Consider the following 14,683-nt stretch of genomic DNA (forward strand, 5'->3'; position numbering starts at 1 on the left):
GCGGGATCTCCGCGGCTGATCCGGTCCGGCGCTCGCGCGGCGGAGGGGAACGCTCGCCCGAATCCGCACCTGGCCGTGCGGTTCGCGGCGGATCACGGCCTCGCAATCCACCGCTGGCAACTGCTGGCAACTCGTTGCCGCCGCCGAGGCCGCCCTGGGTGAATGCGGGGACGTCCGACCCCGGCGACCGCGCCGCTCGACGAGGAGCAGGAGGGGAAGCAGATGATCGGAAGACCGTCCCAGCTCGCGGCGGCGCTCGGCGCGCTGGTGCTGGTGCTGACCGGGTGCGCCACCGGCGCCGCGCACAGCGGTGGCGGGACGACGTTGCGGCTGGCGCTCAACCAGTCCGAGGACCACCCGTCCTTCACCGCGCTGGAGAACTTCGGCGAGCGGCTCAGCGAACGCACCGGCGGTCGGTGGAAGATCGACGTCCACCCGAACTCCAACCTCGGCAGCCAGCTCGAAACCCTGCAGCTGACCAGCGACGGCAGCGTCGACCTCGCGATCGTCTCCGGCACCCAGCTGGAGAACCTCGACCGGGATTTCGTCGTCTTCAACCTGCCCCACGTGTTCGACTCCATCGAGCACCAGATGGAGGTCATCAACGATCCGGGCATCGTCGGTGACCTGTACTCCTCGCTGGAGCACCGGAACCTCACCGTCCTCGGCGGGTTCACCCAGGGCGCCCGCAGCGTCTACAGCTCGCGCGGACCGGTCACGGCCCCCGCCGACCTGGCGGGCCAGAAGATCCGAGTGCAGGAGAGCGAGGTGCACTCCGACATGCTCGACATGATGGGCGGCTCGGCCACGCCGATGTCCTACGGCGAGGTCTACACGGCGCTGCAATCCGGCGTGCTCGACGGCGCGGAGAACAACGAGGTCTCCTACGTCACGCAGAAGCACTACGAAGTCGCTCCGCACTTCTCCCGCACCGAACACCTCATCGGGCTCGACTACCTGGTCGCCAACACCGGTCGCCTGACCCGGATGCCGGCCGCGGACCGGGCGGTCTTCGACGCGGAGTGGAACGCGACGATGCGCGAGTTCACCGCGCTGTGGGCGCAGGCGACCGAGGACGCCGTCGCCGAGCTGAGGAGCCGGGGCGTGCGGTTCCACGAGGTCGACGCCGCCGCCTTCCGCGAAGCCCTGGCACCGCTGACCGAACGGGCGCTGGACGAGGCCGGCGCGAGCGCGCGCACGATCTACGAGCAGGCCCGGGCGGCAGCGCGATGATCCGACGATTCCGGAGGGCCGGGATGCACGGTGTGAAGAAGGTCCTGGACAAGGTTCTCGCCGCCGGCTGCGTGGCGCTGTTCGCGGTCCTGATCGCCACGGTGAGCTGGCAGGTGTTCACCCGGCAGGTGCTCGACGAGCCCAGCGGCTGGTCCGAAGAGCTCGCGAAGCACGTGTTCGTCTGGCTCGGCATGTTCGGTGCCGCCCTCGTGTTCTCCGAACGCGGGCACATCGCCGTCGACGTCGTCGTCCGCAGGTTCGCCGACCGGTTCCAGCAGGTGGCCGCCGCGGCGGTCCAGACGGCGATCCTCGCGTTCGCGGTCCTGGCCCTGGTGTGGGGCGGCACGCGCCTCGCGGCCGTGGCCTGGGGGCAGAGCCTCACCGCGCTGCCCGCGCACCTGGGGATCGTCTACCTGGTCATGCCGATCAGCGGCCTGATCATCGCGTTCTACGCCCTCTACCACCTGGCCCTGGTCCTGCGCCGAGCCGAAGCACCGGTCGTCGGCGAGGGCCCGGCCGAACCGAACCAGGAGCGGTGATGGATCCAGCATTGCTCGCAGGGCTCGTCCTGCTCGTCGGCATCTCCGGGCTGATCCTGCTCAGCGTGCCCATCGCCGTCGCGATCGGCCTGTCCTGCACCGTAGCGGCGATCGCGGTGCTCGGTGCCGACCACGCCGTGCTGGTGGCCTCCCAGCAGATCGTCTCCGGGACCAGCTCGTTCACCATGCTGGCGATCCCGTTCTTCGTGCTGGCCGGAGTGCTGATGAACAACGGCGGCATCGCCGCGCGGCTGGTCGACGCGGCCAAGGTGCTCGTCGGCCGGATGCCGGGGTCGCTGGCGCAGACCAACGTGGTGGCCAACGCGCTGTTCGGCTCGGTCAGCGGCGCCGCGGTGGCTTCGGCCGCGGCGGTCGGCAGCACCATGGGCCCGCGGCAGCAGGAGGACGGCTACGACCCCGCCTTCTCCGCGGCGGTCAACGCGGCCTCGGCCCCGGCCGGGATGCTGCTCCCGCCCAGCAACACGTTCATCGTGTACTCGCTGGTCAGCAGCAGCTCGGTCGCCGCGCTGTTCGTCGCCGGGTACGGGCCGGGACTGCTGTGGGCGCTGGCCTGCATGGTGGTCGTCTTCCTGTACTCCCGGAAGCGGTCGGAGCTCCGGAGGACCGAGCGCGTGCACTTCCGCCAAGCGCTGCTCGTGCTCTGGCGGGCCGTTCCGTCGCTGCTGCTGATCATCGTCGTCATCGGCGGCATCCTGGGCGGGTTGTTCACACCCACGGAATCAGCCGCGATCGCGGTGCTGTACTGCCTCGTCCTCGGTTTCGCCTACCGCAACCTCACGGTGTCCGACCTGCCCGGGATCCTGCTCAGCGCCACCCGCACGACCGCCATCGTCATGCTCCTGGTCGGGGTCTCCGCGGCGCTGTCCTGGGTGATGTCGTTCACCGGGCTCCCGGATGTGATCTCCAGCGGCCTGCTGGGGATCACCGACAACGCCGCGGTCGTGCTGCTCCTGATGATGCTCGTCCTGCTGGTGGTGGGCACGTTCATGGACCCCACCCCGGCGATCCTCATCTTCACGCCGATCTTCCTGCCGATTGCCGAGGAGTTCGGCATCGACCCGGTCCACTTCGGCACCATGATCGTGTTCAACCTGGGCCTCGGCACCATCACCCCACCGGTGGGCAACGTGCTGTTCATCGCGTCCCGCGTCGGCGGGCAGGCGATCGAGCCGGTGATCCGCCGACTCGTCCCGTTCCTTGCGGCGCTGGCGGCGGTGCTGCTGCTGGTCGTCTTCCTCCCCGAGCTGTCCCTGTGGCTCCCGACCAGACTCGGCCTGCTCTCCGGCGACTGAGGACCGCTTTCGCCAACCGTGTGGGTGGCGGTGCGAGTTGAAGGCCTCACGACCAATCGGCTCCGTTCCGGAAGAACCCGATCCCCGCGAGGTCCAGGAGCGGAGGTTCCCCGTGCTCCCCGCCGAGGGGCTCGGTGGGGAGCACGGGGTCCGTCAGTCGAGGAGGTCCTCGATCGTGATGGGGATGTGGCGGACTCGGGTGCCGGTGGCGTTGTGGATGGCGTTGGCGACCGCTGCCGCCATGCCGACCGCGCCGATCTCGCCGATGCCCTTGGCGCCGAGGTCGTTGTGCAGGGTGTCGGGGTGCTCGACGAACTGGACGTCGACCTCGGGGATGTCGGCGTTGACCGGGAGCAGGTAGCCGGCGAAGTCACCGTTGGCGAACCGCCCGCTGTCCTCCACCTCCAGGCCCTCGTGCAGGGCCGCCGAGATGCCCCAGATCATGCCGCCCATGAGCTGGCTGCGGGCCGGCTGCGGGTTGATGATGCGGCCCGCGTCGAACACGCCGAGCATCCGGGACACCCGGATCTCGCGGGTCAGCCGGTGCACGCGGACCTCGCAGAACTGGGCCCCGAAGGAGCTGAACGAGTGCTTGGTCCGCTCCTCGCCGGGCGCCGAGGAGCCGGTCGTCGACAGCGATTCGCGGCCCAGCGCCCGCAGCAGCTCGCCGAAGGTCATCGTCCGGCCGTCGGCCAGCACGCGGCCGTCCTCGTAGGTGACGTCCGCGCCCTCGAACGGCGCGCCCGCCGCCGACGCCAGCGCGAGCAGCTCGTCGATCACCTTGGTGGCGGCGATCATGATGGCGGTGCCCGCGCTCGCGGTGGCGGTCGAGCCGCCGGACATGCCGCCCGACGGCAACGACGAGTCGCCCAGCCGCGGGGTGACCCGGTCCGGCGCGATGTCCAGCGATTCGGCCCCGACCAGGGAGAGCACGGTGCGCAGACCGGTCCCCGGGTCGGCTCCGCTGGTCGAGACCGCGGCCGTGTCGTCGGCCCGCAAGGTGACCTCGACCGTGGCGGGGAAGCGCAGCGCGGGGAACATCGCGGTGGCCGTGCCCATCCCGACGAGCCAGTCGCCGTCGGTGCGGCCGTGCGGCGAGCGCTCCGCCCAGCCGAACCGCTGCGCGCCGATGCGGAAGCAGTCGTCGAGGTACTTGGCCGACCACTGCAGGTCCTTGCCGGGCGGTGCCGTCGAGCTGTTGCGCCTGCGCAGCTCGATCGGATCCACGCCCAGCTCCACCGCCAGCTCGTCGATCGCGCTCTCCAGCGCGAAGGACCCGGGTGCCTCGCCCGGTGCGCGCATGAACGTGGTCGGCGGGAGGTTCAGCGGCACCATCTTCTGGCGCAGCGACAGGTTCTGGGTCGCATACCACTCGCGGGAGGTGCCGTGCGAGGTCGGTTCGACGAACCCGCCGCCCGCCGGGGTGGCGGCCCACGAGTCGTGCCGGACCGCGATGAGGGTGCCGTCGTGGTCCGCGCCGAGGGAGATCCGCTGCACCGTGGCGGCGCGGTTCGCCGTCGCGGTGAAGACCTGCTCCCGGGTCAGGGCGGCCTTGACCGGTCGGCCGAGGGCCTTGGCCGCCGCGGCGGCCAGGAACGTCGGTGCCGAGGTCTGGCCCTTGCCGCCGAACGCCCCGCCGACGAAGGGGTTGACGGCGTGCACCGACGCGGGGTCGAGGCCCAGCGCGCCGGCCACCTCCGCCGCCTGCATGTCCGACATCTGGTTCCCGCTGTGCAGCACCAGGCCGTCGGGGCCCCACGCGGCGACCGCGGAGTGCGGCTCCATCGCGGCGTGGTTCTGGGTCGCGGTGGTGTAGGTCTGGTCGACGACCACCGGGCTCGCCGCCAGCGCGTCTTCGATGGACTCGACGTCCGGCGCGAGGACGTCGAGCGACGGGGGCTCACCGCCCATGCTCGGCGGTGCGTCCGGGGCCTCGGCGAGGCCGTCCCGCAGCGAGGTCAGCGCCGGGCGCTCGTGGTACGAGACCTCGATGAGCCCCGCCGCGTCCCGGGCCTGCTCGAAGGTCTCCGCCACCACGAAGCCGATCGGCTGTCCGTAGTGGGCGACCTCCCGGTCCCGCAGCGGCACCCACGTCTCGCCGAACATCGGCGTGCTCGGCGAGCGCAGGTCGAGCGGCTCGAACGGGGTGTAGACGGCGATGACACCGGGGGAACTCGTCGCGGCGGTGACGTCCATGGCCTCGATCTCGCCGTGCGCGATCGTGCTCACCACGACGTACCCGTAGGTCATGCCCGGGAGGTCGTGGTCCAGCCCGTACCTCGCCTGGCCGGTGACCTTCAGCGGGCTGTCCAGTCGGCTGGGCATCAACGGCGCTCCTCGGTCAGTTCGAGCAGTGCGCGGACGACGGTCCGCTTCAGCAGGGACACCTTGAAGCCGTTGCCGGACAACGGCTCGGCGCCGTCGGCCGCCGCGGACGCGGCTTCCTCGAAGGACGCCGGGGTCGGCGGAGTGCCGCGCAGGGCCTCCTCGACCGCGGGCAGCCGCCAGGGCGTGGTCGCCACCCCGCCGACCGCCACCCGGGCGTCGGCGATGCGGCCGTCCTGGACGTCGAGGGCGACCGCGGCCGAGCACAGCGCGAATTCGTAGGACTGCCGGTCGCGGACCTTGACGTAGGTCGAGTGCGAGGCCCAGTCCCGGTGCGGCACCAGCACTTCGGTGATCATCTCGCCCGGGCGGAGATCGTTCTCGACCTCCGGGGTGCTGCCGGGCAGCCGGTAGAAGTCGGCCAGCGCGACGGTGCGGGTCCCGGCGGCGCTGACCAGCCGGACCTCCGCGTCGAGCGCCACCAGGGCGACGGCCACGTCGCTGGCGTGGGTCGCCACGCAGTCGTCGCTGGTGCCCAGGACGGCGTGCATCCGGTTGTGCCCGGAGATCGCCGAGCAGCCGGTGCCGGGCTCCCGCTTGTTGCACGGCGAGGCCACGTCGCGGAAGTAGGTGCACCGGGTGCGCTGCAGCAGGTTCCCGCCGATGCTGGCCATGTTGCGCAGTTGCTGGGACGCGCTCAGCAGCAGGGCGCGGGAGATCGCCGGGTACACGCCGGGGTGCTCGGCCACGGCGCCCATCCGCTCCAGCGCGCCGATCCGCAGGCCGTCGCTGGTGTCGATGCCGCGCAGCGGCAGCTCGTTGATGTCCACGACCTGCTGGGGCCGCAGCACGTCGAGCTTCATCAGGTCGACGAGGGTGGTCCCGCCGGCGAGGAAGTCCCCGGACGCGGCGAGCGCCTCGTCGACGGTCGCGGGTGCGGTGAGTTCGAAGGGTCGCATCAGCCCGCCTTCGCCTGGTCGATCGCCGCGACGATGTTCGGGTAGGCCGCGCAGCGGCAGAGGTTGCCGGACATGAACTCCCGGACGTCGTCGACGTCCTGGTCGACGGCGGCGACCGCCGACATGATCTGCCCGGGGGTGCAGAACCCGCACTGCAGGGCGTCCTGGTCGACGAACGCCTGCTGCACCGGGTGCAGCTCGTCGTCCGCGGCGAGGCCCTCCACGGTGGTCACGGGCCGGCGCACGGTGGCGGCCAGGGTGAGGCACGAGAGCACCGGCGCGCCGTCGACGTGCACGGTGCAGGCGCCGCACTGGCCGCGGTCGCAGCCCTTCTTCGGGCCGGTGATGCCGAGTCGTTCCCGCAACGCGTCCAGCAGCGTCACGCCGGGTTCGACGTCGAGTCGTTCTGTTCTGCCGTTGATGTCGAGTGTGATGTCCACTGCGTCTCTTTCCCGTGGGTCGTCCGGGCAGGACGTCTGGCGGTGGGTGTGGTGGGATCGTCGTGTCCAGGAGCGAACCGGATATTCATCCGCTTCTTGGTCCGAAGCTAGCGGATTACAATCCGCTCCGCAAGGAGCACGCTGCCCGGGCGCGGTTGCTCCGGGTGGTGGACTACCGTCACCTTGCTCGAACGCGGACAACCGGGAGGGGCGATGGGGCCGGTCAGTTCCCGGCGTGCGGACACCCGCCGCAACCACGAGAGCATCCTCGCGGTGGCGGCCGGGTCGCTGGCTTCGTCGGGCAAGATCTCGTTCAACGCTATCGCGAAGCAGGCGGGCGTGGGGGTCGGCACGGTGTACCGGCACTTCCCGACCCCGGAAGCGCTGATCCTGGCGGTGTACCAGCGCGAGGTGCGGCAGCTCGTCGAGGTCGTTCCGGACCTGCTCGACAAGCACGGCCCGGAACGGGCCTTCCGGGTCTGGGTGACCGACCACCTGGCGCACTACATGATGACCAAGCGGGGCCTGGCCACCGCCCTGCGCGCCGCGACGACCTCGGACCTGGAACTGCCCGCGAACGCCTACGAGTCCGTGGTGGGCGCGGTCGACGCGCTCCTGCGGGCCAACGTCGAGGCCGGTGCGGTCCGCGCCGACCTGGACGCGGAGACGGTCCAGCGGGGCTTGTGCGGTCTGTTCTTCCTCGACCCGGAGGGGGACTGGCGGAGCCAGGCCGAGAGCCTCACCGACCTGGTGTGGCGGGGGATGCGCACCGCCTAGCGACCGCCGTCGCGCCGCGCTCACTACCCTGTCGGCCGACGGGTGCCGGGCGGTGGGCGGAGGACGCGGTGCGGGAGTTCGAGCGGTTCGCGGAGCAGGCCCGGCGGCTGGACGCCGAAGACCCGCTGGGGCGGTACCGGGACCGCTTCCTGCCCGCCGACGGCGTCGTCGCCTACCTCGACGGCAACTCGCTCGGCCGGCCGCTGCGCGCCGCGGGGGAGCGGCTCGGGCGCTTCGTCGGCCAGGAGTGGGGCGGGCGGCTCATCCGCGGCTGGGACGAGGGTTGGATCGACTGGCCGCGCCAGGTCGGCGACCGGATCGGCCGGGCCGCGCTGGGTGCCGCCCCGGGCCAGGTCGTCGTCGCCGACTCGACGACGGTGCTGCTGTACAAGCTGGCCCGCGCCGCCGTCGACGCGGCGATGGCGGCCGACCCGCGGCGCCGGGAGATCGTGCTCGACGCCGAGAACTTCCCGACCGACCGCTACGTGCTGGAGGGGATCGCCGCGGAGCGCGGCGCCGCGCTGCGCTGGATCGACCCCGACCCGGCCGCCGGGGTCACCTCGGAGCAGGTGGCCGCCGAGGTGGGCCCGGCGACCGCGCTGGTGGTGCTCTCGCACGTCGCCTACCGCTCCGGGCACCTCGCCGACGGCCCGGCCATCACCCGGATCGCCCACGACGCGGGCGCACCGGTCCTGTGGGACGTGTCCCACTCGGTCGGGTCGGTGCCGGTCGCGCTGGACGAGTGGGGCGCCGACCTCGCCGTCGGCTGCTCGTACAAGTACCTCAACGGCGGCCCCGGCGCCCCGGCTTTCGGCTACCTCGCGGCGCGGCACCAGGCCGCGCTGCGGCAGCCGGTGCAGGGCTGGTTCGGGCACCGCGACCCGTTCGCCATGGGGCCCGGCCACGAGGCGGCGCCGGACGTCCGCGCGCTGCTGTCCGGCACCCCGCCGGTCCTGGCCATGATCCCGCTGCTGGCCGGGCTCGACCTGCTCGACGAGGTAGGGATCGACGCGGTGCGGGCGAAGTCGGTGCTGCTCACCGGGTTCGCGCTGCGCCTCGCCGACGAGTGGCTCGGCCCGCGCGGGGTGGTGGTCGCCTCCCCGCGCGCCCCGGAGCGGCGCGGCGGCCACCTGACGCTGCGCCGGGCGGACTTCCGCGAGGTCACCGACCGGCTCTGGGAGCGCGGGGTGCTCCCGGACTTCCGGACGCCGGACGGCATCCGGATCGGTCCCGCACCGCTGTCGACGTCGTTCGCCGAGGTGCTGTCCGGCATGGCGGCGCTGGCCGAGGAGTCGGCCCGGTGAGCCCGACCGCGATCACCCCGGTTCGCGGGGGACGGCCGCTCAGGCTTCCGGGATCTCCAGGCCGAAGGACTCCAAGGTGATCTCCTCGGGTTCCGGACCGCCGCGCACGCCCGTGTCCAGGGCGTCGATCGCGGCGAGCTGATCGATCAGGATTCGAGAAGCCCGGGGTGCTCGCCGCGACTACCGTCGCGACCAGCGATCACCACCAGGAGGGGAAGCAGCGATGAGCTCCACGCCCGACGAGGCCGCCACGACGAACGCGGGCGGGTTCTCCGAGCAGGAACGCGCGGCCATGAAAGAGCGCGCCGCCGAGCTGAAGAAGGTCCGCGGCCGGGGCGGCAAGGCGGCAGCCGACGAAGCCGACGTGCTGTCGAAGATCGAGCGGATGGAAGGCCCCGACCGCGCGGTGGCCGAACGGGTCCACGCCATCGTCACCGCCAACGCCCCGGAGCTGTCGCCGAAGCTGTGGTACGGCCAGCCCGCCTACGCCCGGAAGGGGAAGGTCGTGTGCTTCTTCCGCAGCGGCCACGACGACAAGGAGCGCTACTCGACCTTCGGGTTCACCCCCGAAGCCGGTCTCGACGACGGCAGCGGTCTTTGGCCGACCTCCTACGCCGTGACCGAGCTCAGCGAGCAGGCCCAGGAATCCCTCGCCGCGCTCGTCCGGAAGGCCGTGAGCTGACCCCCCGCCGAGCCGGTCGGCCGTGCCGGGAGAGCGCCCACGCCGAGGCGGCGAGCAGCAACCCGCCGACGGCGACGACCGGCGTCCTCCCGGCGTGCTCGGGGTCGTGCGGGAGCAGTCGTCGCCGTCCGAGCAGCGGACCGACGCCGGAGCGCCACCACGCCCGCCACGCGCGCGGTTGCCGGGCGAGCAGGGCCACGGCGGGCAGCGGGTCGAACCGGGCGCGCCGCGAGCGGATCAGCCCGCGGTCGTCCAGTCCGAGCTGGTCGACGACGTCGAGCACCAGCGGCAGCCGACCGAGGGTGCCGGTGAGCCGCAGTGCGACGCGCACCGTGCTCCCGGTCGCCGACCACCCGGTCACTTCGCCCCGGAGGTCGGGGACGAGGGCCAGCAACCGGCCGTACTCCTCGGCCAGCGCCTGCTTGCCCACCCGGTCGCGCAGCAGCGGCTGGACCAGCCTGATGTCCTCGGCGAGGACGTCGTCCCAGGCGTGCGGGTGCGGTTCCCGCCACCCCCGGGAGAACGCCGACACGACCGCCTCGGCCCCCGCGTGCGCTGTTGTCCCGGTCTCCATCGCAGCCCTCCGTCCGGGTCGCCATCGCCTCGGTGCCACCGTGCCCGATGTCGCCCGGATGCGGAACTCCTGATCCGCGGGATCGCCCGGCTCCGGCTGGACGCCCGCCGGTCAGTCGGGCAGGGCCTTGCCGCGCAGGCGCCGGAGCGCGGCGGCGGCCCGCCCGCCGCGGCGCGGGACCAGCCGCCCGCGGACGACGTCGTCGAGCAGGGCGTCGACGGTCTCCCGCGCGCACGCCCGGTTGCTGCCGATCCCGCCCGAGGGGCCGCGCTTGATCCAGCCGACGACGTAGGTGCCGGGCCGGTCCAGCACGCGTCCGCCCTCGTTCGGGACGGTGCCGCCGGTTTCGTCGAACGGCAGTCCGGGCAGCGCGGTGCCGCGGTAGCCGACGGCGGTGATCACCCGGCCGGTGCCGATGTCCACCTCGCCGGCGCCGCCGGAGACCCGCAGTCCCCGCACCGCGCCGTCGCCGAGGAACGCCCGCGGTGCGGAGTGGAAGCGCAGGACGATGCGGCGGGTCCCAGGAGGCGCGGTCCAGTCGACGCCCTCGCGGGGGAGCTCGCGCAGGAGCCGGGCCTTCTCGTCGGTCGCGGCGTCGAGGGCCTCCGCGATGCGCGGGTCGTGGTCGTCGAGGACGAGCTCGGTGCGGTGGGCGAGCGCGCGCAGTTCGGGTGCCGTGCAGGCAGCGGCCTCCGGACCGCGCCGGCCGAGGACGACGACCTCGCGCACCCGGCTGGAGCGCAGCGCGTCCAGCGCGGCGGGGGCGATCGAGGTGCCGCTCAGGTCCTCGGGATCGGCGGTGAGGATCCGGGCGACGTCAAGCGCGACGTTGCCGTTGCCCACCACGACCGCGCGCTCGGCGGACAGGACGATGCCGTCGGCGGGTGCGTCCGGGTGTCCGTTGTACCAGGCCACGACGTCGGTGGCGGGGATGCTGCCGGGCAGGTCCTCCCCGGGCAGGCCCAGGCGGCGCGGTGCGCAGGCCCCGACCGCGTAGATCACCGCGTCGTGCCGCTCGGCCAGCTCCGCGGCCGAGACGTCGGCACCGACCTCGACGCCGAGCCGCAGCCGGAGCCGGTGGTGGTCGTGGAAGCGGCGGAACGCCTCGCCGATCTTCTTGGTCGACGGGTGGTCGGGGGCGACGCCGTAGCGCACGAGCCCGCCGGGGGTGCGCAGCCGGTCGAGCAGCGTCACCCGGGCGCTGGTGTGCAGCAGCAGGTCCTGGACGGCGTACATGCCCGCGGGACCGGTGCCGACGACGGCGACGTCCAGCTCCGGGAAGTCGCTGGGCAGCACGCGGTCGTACACCGGTGGGGCCCAGGTGTGGAAGTTCGGCGCCGGGTCGCGGTCGTGCGGGGCGGGGTCGCGGTCGGCGTAGTAGGCGGCGTTGAGGTCGGCATAGGCCTTGAGCGGTGCGGTCAGCGACTCCACCGGGAAGACCGCGTCGACCGGGCACGCGTCGGCGCAGGCGCCGCAGTCGATGCAGGCCGCCGGGTCGATGTGCAGCATGTCGGTCGTGCCGAAGTCCGGTTCGTCCGGCGTCGGGTGGATGCAGTTGACCGGGCAGACCGCGACGCAGGACGCGTCGTTGCAGCAGGTCTGGGTGATCGCGAAGGCCATCAGATCAGGTTCGCGCGCTGGTAGATCCGCTGCGCCGGGGCGGTGAGCAGGCCCGCGGAACCGAGGAACTCCATCAGCCCGGAGCAGCTCGACCGCAGCATGGACTTGTGGTGCTCGTTGGCCTTCGCCTCGCGGATCGCGCGCTTCGGGTCCAGCCCGGCCCTGGCGTACACTTGGTCGCTGACCATGCTGGTGACGATGACGTGGGCGGCGGTGGCGACGACCACGGCGTTGAGCTCGCGGCGCAGCCGCCCCGATCCCTCCAGCCGGGCCTTGGTCTCCTCGCGGGCGAACTTCATGTGCCGCGACTCCTCGACCACGTGGATGTTGTTCACGGTCCGCACGAACGGCACGACGCGCTCGTCGCGCATCCAGTCGCGCTGCATCACGTCGAGGACCTCTTCGGCCACCAGGATCGCGGCGTAGGCGGCTTCCCCGGTGGCGACCGTCTTGAACACGCGGCCGAGCTCCACGGCCAGGCGCTTGGGCCGGTAGGCGGGCGCGTTCAGCTTGGCCGCCCCGCGGGCGAACATGATGGAGTGCCGGCATTCGTCGGCGATCTCGGTCAGCGCCCACTGGAAGTCGGGGTTCGTCGGGTCCTTGGCGTAGAAGTCCCGGAGCATCATCTGCTGCAGGATCATCTCGAACCAGATGCCGGTGCTGGCGACGGAGGCGGCTTCCTGCCGGGTGAGCTCGCGCTGCTGCTCCGGGGTCATCTCGCGCCAGTAGGCGGTCCCGTACAGCGTGCTCCACTCGGGGCTGGTGCCGTGGTAGCTGGTGTCCAGCGGGGTGTCCCAGTCCACTTCCCGCGCCGGGTCGTAGGACAGGACTTCCGAGGAGCGCAGCAGTCGGTCCGCGACGTCGTGGCGGCCGGACTGCGACGAGGCCGTGTGGTTCGCGGTGCCGGTCATGGGAGCTCCCTGCGGTGACGGCTGTTCCGGACGAGGAGTAACTGTTACTTGAAGTAGCAGTAACTGGGTACCCCGCTGATCGTCGCCATCCAAGGGAAAGTGGCGCACGTCACACTTCACTCCCGGGTGTGGGCCGCCGGAAAACACGTTGCGTGACCGCGATCGCGCCGCCTACGCTCGTCGGCATGCACTACTTCTTCCTCTGAGCGCAGAGCGCTCGGCGCACGGGCTCAAGCCCGGTCAGCGCTGAGCGGGGCCGCGTCCAACGCACCTTCGCCGCGCCGCCGTTCCCGGCGTGCGCGCGACGACTCATGCTCGAGGAAGAACATGACCACCACTGCTGCCCGCGCGCGTTCGCGGGCCCATCTCGCCGCCTCCGACGTGCACCTCGCCCGGGGTGGAAATCCCGTGCTCACCGGGGTGGACCTCACCGTCTCGGCCGGTGACCGGCTCGCCGTCGTGGGCGAGAACGGACGGGGCAAGACCACGCTGCTGCACGTGCTGGCCGGTCGGCTCCGGCCGGACTCCGGCGAGATCCGCCGGGCGGGCAGCCTCGGCGTCGCCGACCAGGAGATCCCGCCGGACGGCACGGTCGGCGACCTCATCGACGTGGAGCTCGCCGGCGTCCGCGCCGTCCTCCGCGAACTGGACACCGCCACCGAGGCGCTCGTCGAAGGGCGTCCCGGTGCCGACGAGGCCTACGCGGAGGCGCTGGCGGCCGCGGAAGCGCGCGACGTCTGGGACGCCGACCGCCGCGTCGACGTCTCGCTCGCGGCGCTCGGCGCGGTCGACGACCGGGACCGCGAGCTGGCCGCGCTGTCGGTCGGGCAGCGCTACCGGGTCCGGTTGGCCTGCCTGCTCGGGGCGCGGCACGACCTGCTGCTGCTCGACGAGCCGACGAACCACCTCGACATCGCCGGGCTGGAACACCTCACCGCGGCGCTGCGGGAGCACCCCGGGGGCGTCGTGCTGGTCAGCCACGACCGCGCGCTGCTGTCCGACTTCGCCACCACGGTGCTCGACCTGGACCCGACCAGCGACGGGCGGCCGCGCGTCCACGGCGGCGGGTACGCCGGTTACGTCGACGGCCACCGCGCCGAGCGCGAGCGCTGGGAGCGCGAGCACGCCGACCAGCAGGCCGAGCACCGGCGGCTCGCGGAGGACCTCTCGGCGGCGCAGAACCGGCTGTCGACCGGTTGGCGGCCGCCGAAGGGCACCGGCAAGCACACCCGGGCCACCCGCGCGCCCGGGCTCGTGCAGGCCGTGCACCGCAAGCGGGAGGCACTGGAGCAGCACGCGGTGGACGTGCCGAAGCCGCCGCAGCGGTTCCGGATGCCCGAGCTGCCGGAGCTGCGCGGCGCGACCCTGGTGCGCGCCGATCAGGTGGCGGTGGCCGGTCGGCTGCCCGAGCCGGTGTCGGTCGCGGTGAGCTCTGGCGACCGGCTCGTGGTGACCGGGCCGAACGGGGCGGGCAAGTCCACGCTGCTCGCGGTGCTGGCCGGTGCGGTGGAGCCGACCTCCGGCGAGGTGCGGCGCAACCGGGCCGCGCGCATCGGGTGGCTCGGGCAGGAATCGGCCGCGTCGGCCCGGCGCAGCGCGCACGCCGCCTACGAGCAGGCCGTCCAGCGGTGGGTGAGCGCCGGTCGCCTCGCCGAGGACGAGCGGGTGCCGTTGTCGCAGCTCGGCCTGCTGCCCTCGACCGGGCGGCCGGTGGCGGAGCTCTCGGTCGGCCAGCAGCGCAGGCTCGACCTGGCCATCGTGCTGGCGGGCCGACCGCACGCGGTGCTGCTCGACGAACCCACCAACCACCTGTCGATGTCCTTGGTGGACGAGCTGACCGAGGCGCTCCGGGCGACCGGTGCCGCGGTCGTGCTCGCCACCCACGACCGGCAACTGCTGCGGGACACCGCGGGCTGGCAGCGGTTGCGCCTGCCCGGGGCCGCGGCGTGAGCCGGGCACCGGGCAGGTGCGGGACGGGCTGAGCCCGGGCGACGCGTGGCGGAGGG

The 14,683-nt window shown here is 72.9% G+C and carries 12 protein-coding genes and 1 pseudogene; 7 read left to right on the plus strand and 6 right to left on the minus strand.

The window, feature by feature from the left end:
• Positions 1 to 162 precede the first annotated feature (162 nt).
• From ACQP0T_RS11095 to ACQP0T_RS11105, 3 genes are read left to right on the plus strand one after another with little or no spacing between them, the layout of a single operon-like run.
• On the plus strand, positions 163 to 1,233 hold the full coding sequence (locus ACQP0T_RS11095; RefSeq protein ID WP_433872728.1) for a TRAP transporter substrate-binding protein: 1,071 nt from the start codon (positions 163 to 165) through the stop codon (positions 1,231 to 1,233).
• Positions 1,234 to 1,256: 23 nt separating this feature from the next.
• Entirely contained in the window at positions 1,257 to 1,772 is a 516-nt protein-coding gene (locus tag ACQP0T_RS11100; RefSeq protein ID WP_433872729.1) for a TRAP transporter small permease, read from the plus strand.
• A complete protein-coding gene (locus tag ACQP0T_RS11105) occupies positions 1,772 to 3,085 on the plus strand; it encodes a TRAP transporter large permease (RefSeq protein ID WP_433872731.1) in 1,314 nt (437 codons plus the stop codon). Before ACQP0T_RS11100 ends, ACQP0T_RS11105 begins: the two co-directional genes overlap by 1 nt.
• 153 nt (positions 3,086 to 3,238) lie before the next feature.
• Here the strand turns inward: ACQP0T_RS11105 and ACQP0T_RS11110 are convergent, their stop codons facing one another.
• The 3 genes and pseudogenes from ACQP0T_RS11110 to ACQP0T_RS11120 form a co-directional block, all read right to left on the minus strand.
• The gene (locus ACQP0T_RS11110; RefSeq protein WP_433873675.1) at positions 3,239 to 5,410 is read right to left on the minus strand and encodes a xanthine dehydrogenase family protein molybdopterin-binding subunit; all 2,172 of its coding nucleotides are present in this window, start codon (positions 5,408 to 5,410) and stop codon (positions 3,239 to 3,241) included.
• Positions 5,410 to 6,369, minus strand: a complete 960-nt coding sequence (locus tag ACQP0T_RS11115) for an FAD binding domain-containing protein (protein WP_433873677.1) — start codon at positions 6,367 to 6,369, stop codon at positions 5,410 to 5,412. Before ACQP0T_RS11115 ends, ACQP0T_RS11110 begins: the two co-directional genes overlap by 1 nt.
• Positions 6,359 to 6,809 (minus strand): annotated as a pseudogene (locus ACQP0T_RS11120) ((2Fe-2S)-binding protein); the annotation flags it as partial. The pseudogene ACQP0T_RS11120 and the gene ACQP0T_RS11115, both read right to left, overlap by 11 nt.
• Before the next feature lie 213 nt (positions 6,810 to 7,022).
• Between ACQP0T_RS11120 and ACQP0T_RS11125 the strand changes: the two are divergent.
• The 3 genes from ACQP0T_RS11125 to ACQP0T_RS11135 all read left to right on the plus strand — a co-directional run bounded on the left by ACQP0T_RS11125 (position 7,023) and on the right by ACQP0T_RS11135 (position 9,572).
• The gene (locus tag ACQP0T_RS11125) at positions 7,023 to 7,586 is read left to right on the plus strand and encodes a TetR/AcrR family transcriptional regulator (RefSeq protein WP_433872732.1); all 564 of its coding nucleotides are present in this window, start codon (positions 7,023 to 7,025) and stop codon (positions 7,584 to 7,586) included.
• Between the two features lie 68 nt (positions 7,587 to 7,654).
• Positions 7,655 to 8,890, plus strand: a complete 1,236-nt coding sequence (locus ACQP0T_RS11130; protein WP_433872733.1) for a kynureninase — start codon at positions 7,655 to 7,657, stop codon at positions 8,888 to 8,890.
• A gap of 223 nt (positions 8,891 to 9,113) precedes the next feature.
• Complete coding sequence (locus tag ACQP0T_RS11135) at positions 9,114 to 9,572, plus strand: DUF1801 domain-containing protein (protein WP_433872734.1); 459 nt, start codon at positions 9,114 to 9,116, stop codon at positions 9,570 to 9,572.
• Here ACQP0T_RS11135 and ACQP0T_RS11140 read toward each other — a convergent pair.
• From ACQP0T_RS11140 to ACQP0T_RS11150, 3 genes are all read right to left on the minus strand, one after another.
• Positions 9,517 to 10,146, minus strand: coding sequence for a nuclear transport factor 2 family protein (locus ACQP0T_RS11140; RefSeq protein ID WP_433872735.1), 630 nt, complete (start codon positions 10,144 to 10,146; stop codon positions 9,517 to 9,519). The genes ACQP0T_RS11135 and ACQP0T_RS11140 overlap by 56 nt on opposite strands.
• Positions 10,147 to 10,257: 111 nt before the next feature.
• A complete protein-coding gene (locus ACQP0T_RS11145) occupies positions 10,258 to 11,766 on the minus strand; it encodes an FAD-dependent oxidoreductase (RefSeq protein ID WP_433872737.1) in 1,509 nt (502 codons plus the stop codon).
• Positions 11,766 to 12,677: an AurF N-oxygenase family protein gene (locus tag ACQP0T_RS11150; protein WP_345363680.1), complete on the minus strand. Its 912-nt coding sequence runs from the start codon at positions 12,675 to 12,677 to the stop codon at positions 11,766 to 11,768. Before ACQP0T_RS11150 ends, ACQP0T_RS11145 begins: the two co-directional genes overlap by 1 nt.
• Before the next feature lie 327 nt (positions 12,678 to 13,004).
• On the opposite strand from ACQP0T_RS11150, the gene ACQP0T_RS11155 reads away from it, so the two are divergent.
• Entirely contained in the window at positions 13,005 to 14,627 is a 1,623-nt protein-coding gene (locus ACQP0T_RS11155; RefSeq protein ID WP_433872738.1) for an ATP-binding cassette domain-containing protein, read from the plus strand.
• The last annotated feature ends 56 nt before the right edge of the window (positions 14,628 to 14,683 follow it).

This window comes from Saccharopolyspora sp. CA-218241 (assembly GCF_050954615.1).
Taxonomy (GTDB): Bacteria; Actinomycetota; Actinomycetes; order Mycobacteriales; family Pseudonocardiaceae; genus Saccharopolyspora; species Saccharopolyspora cebuensis.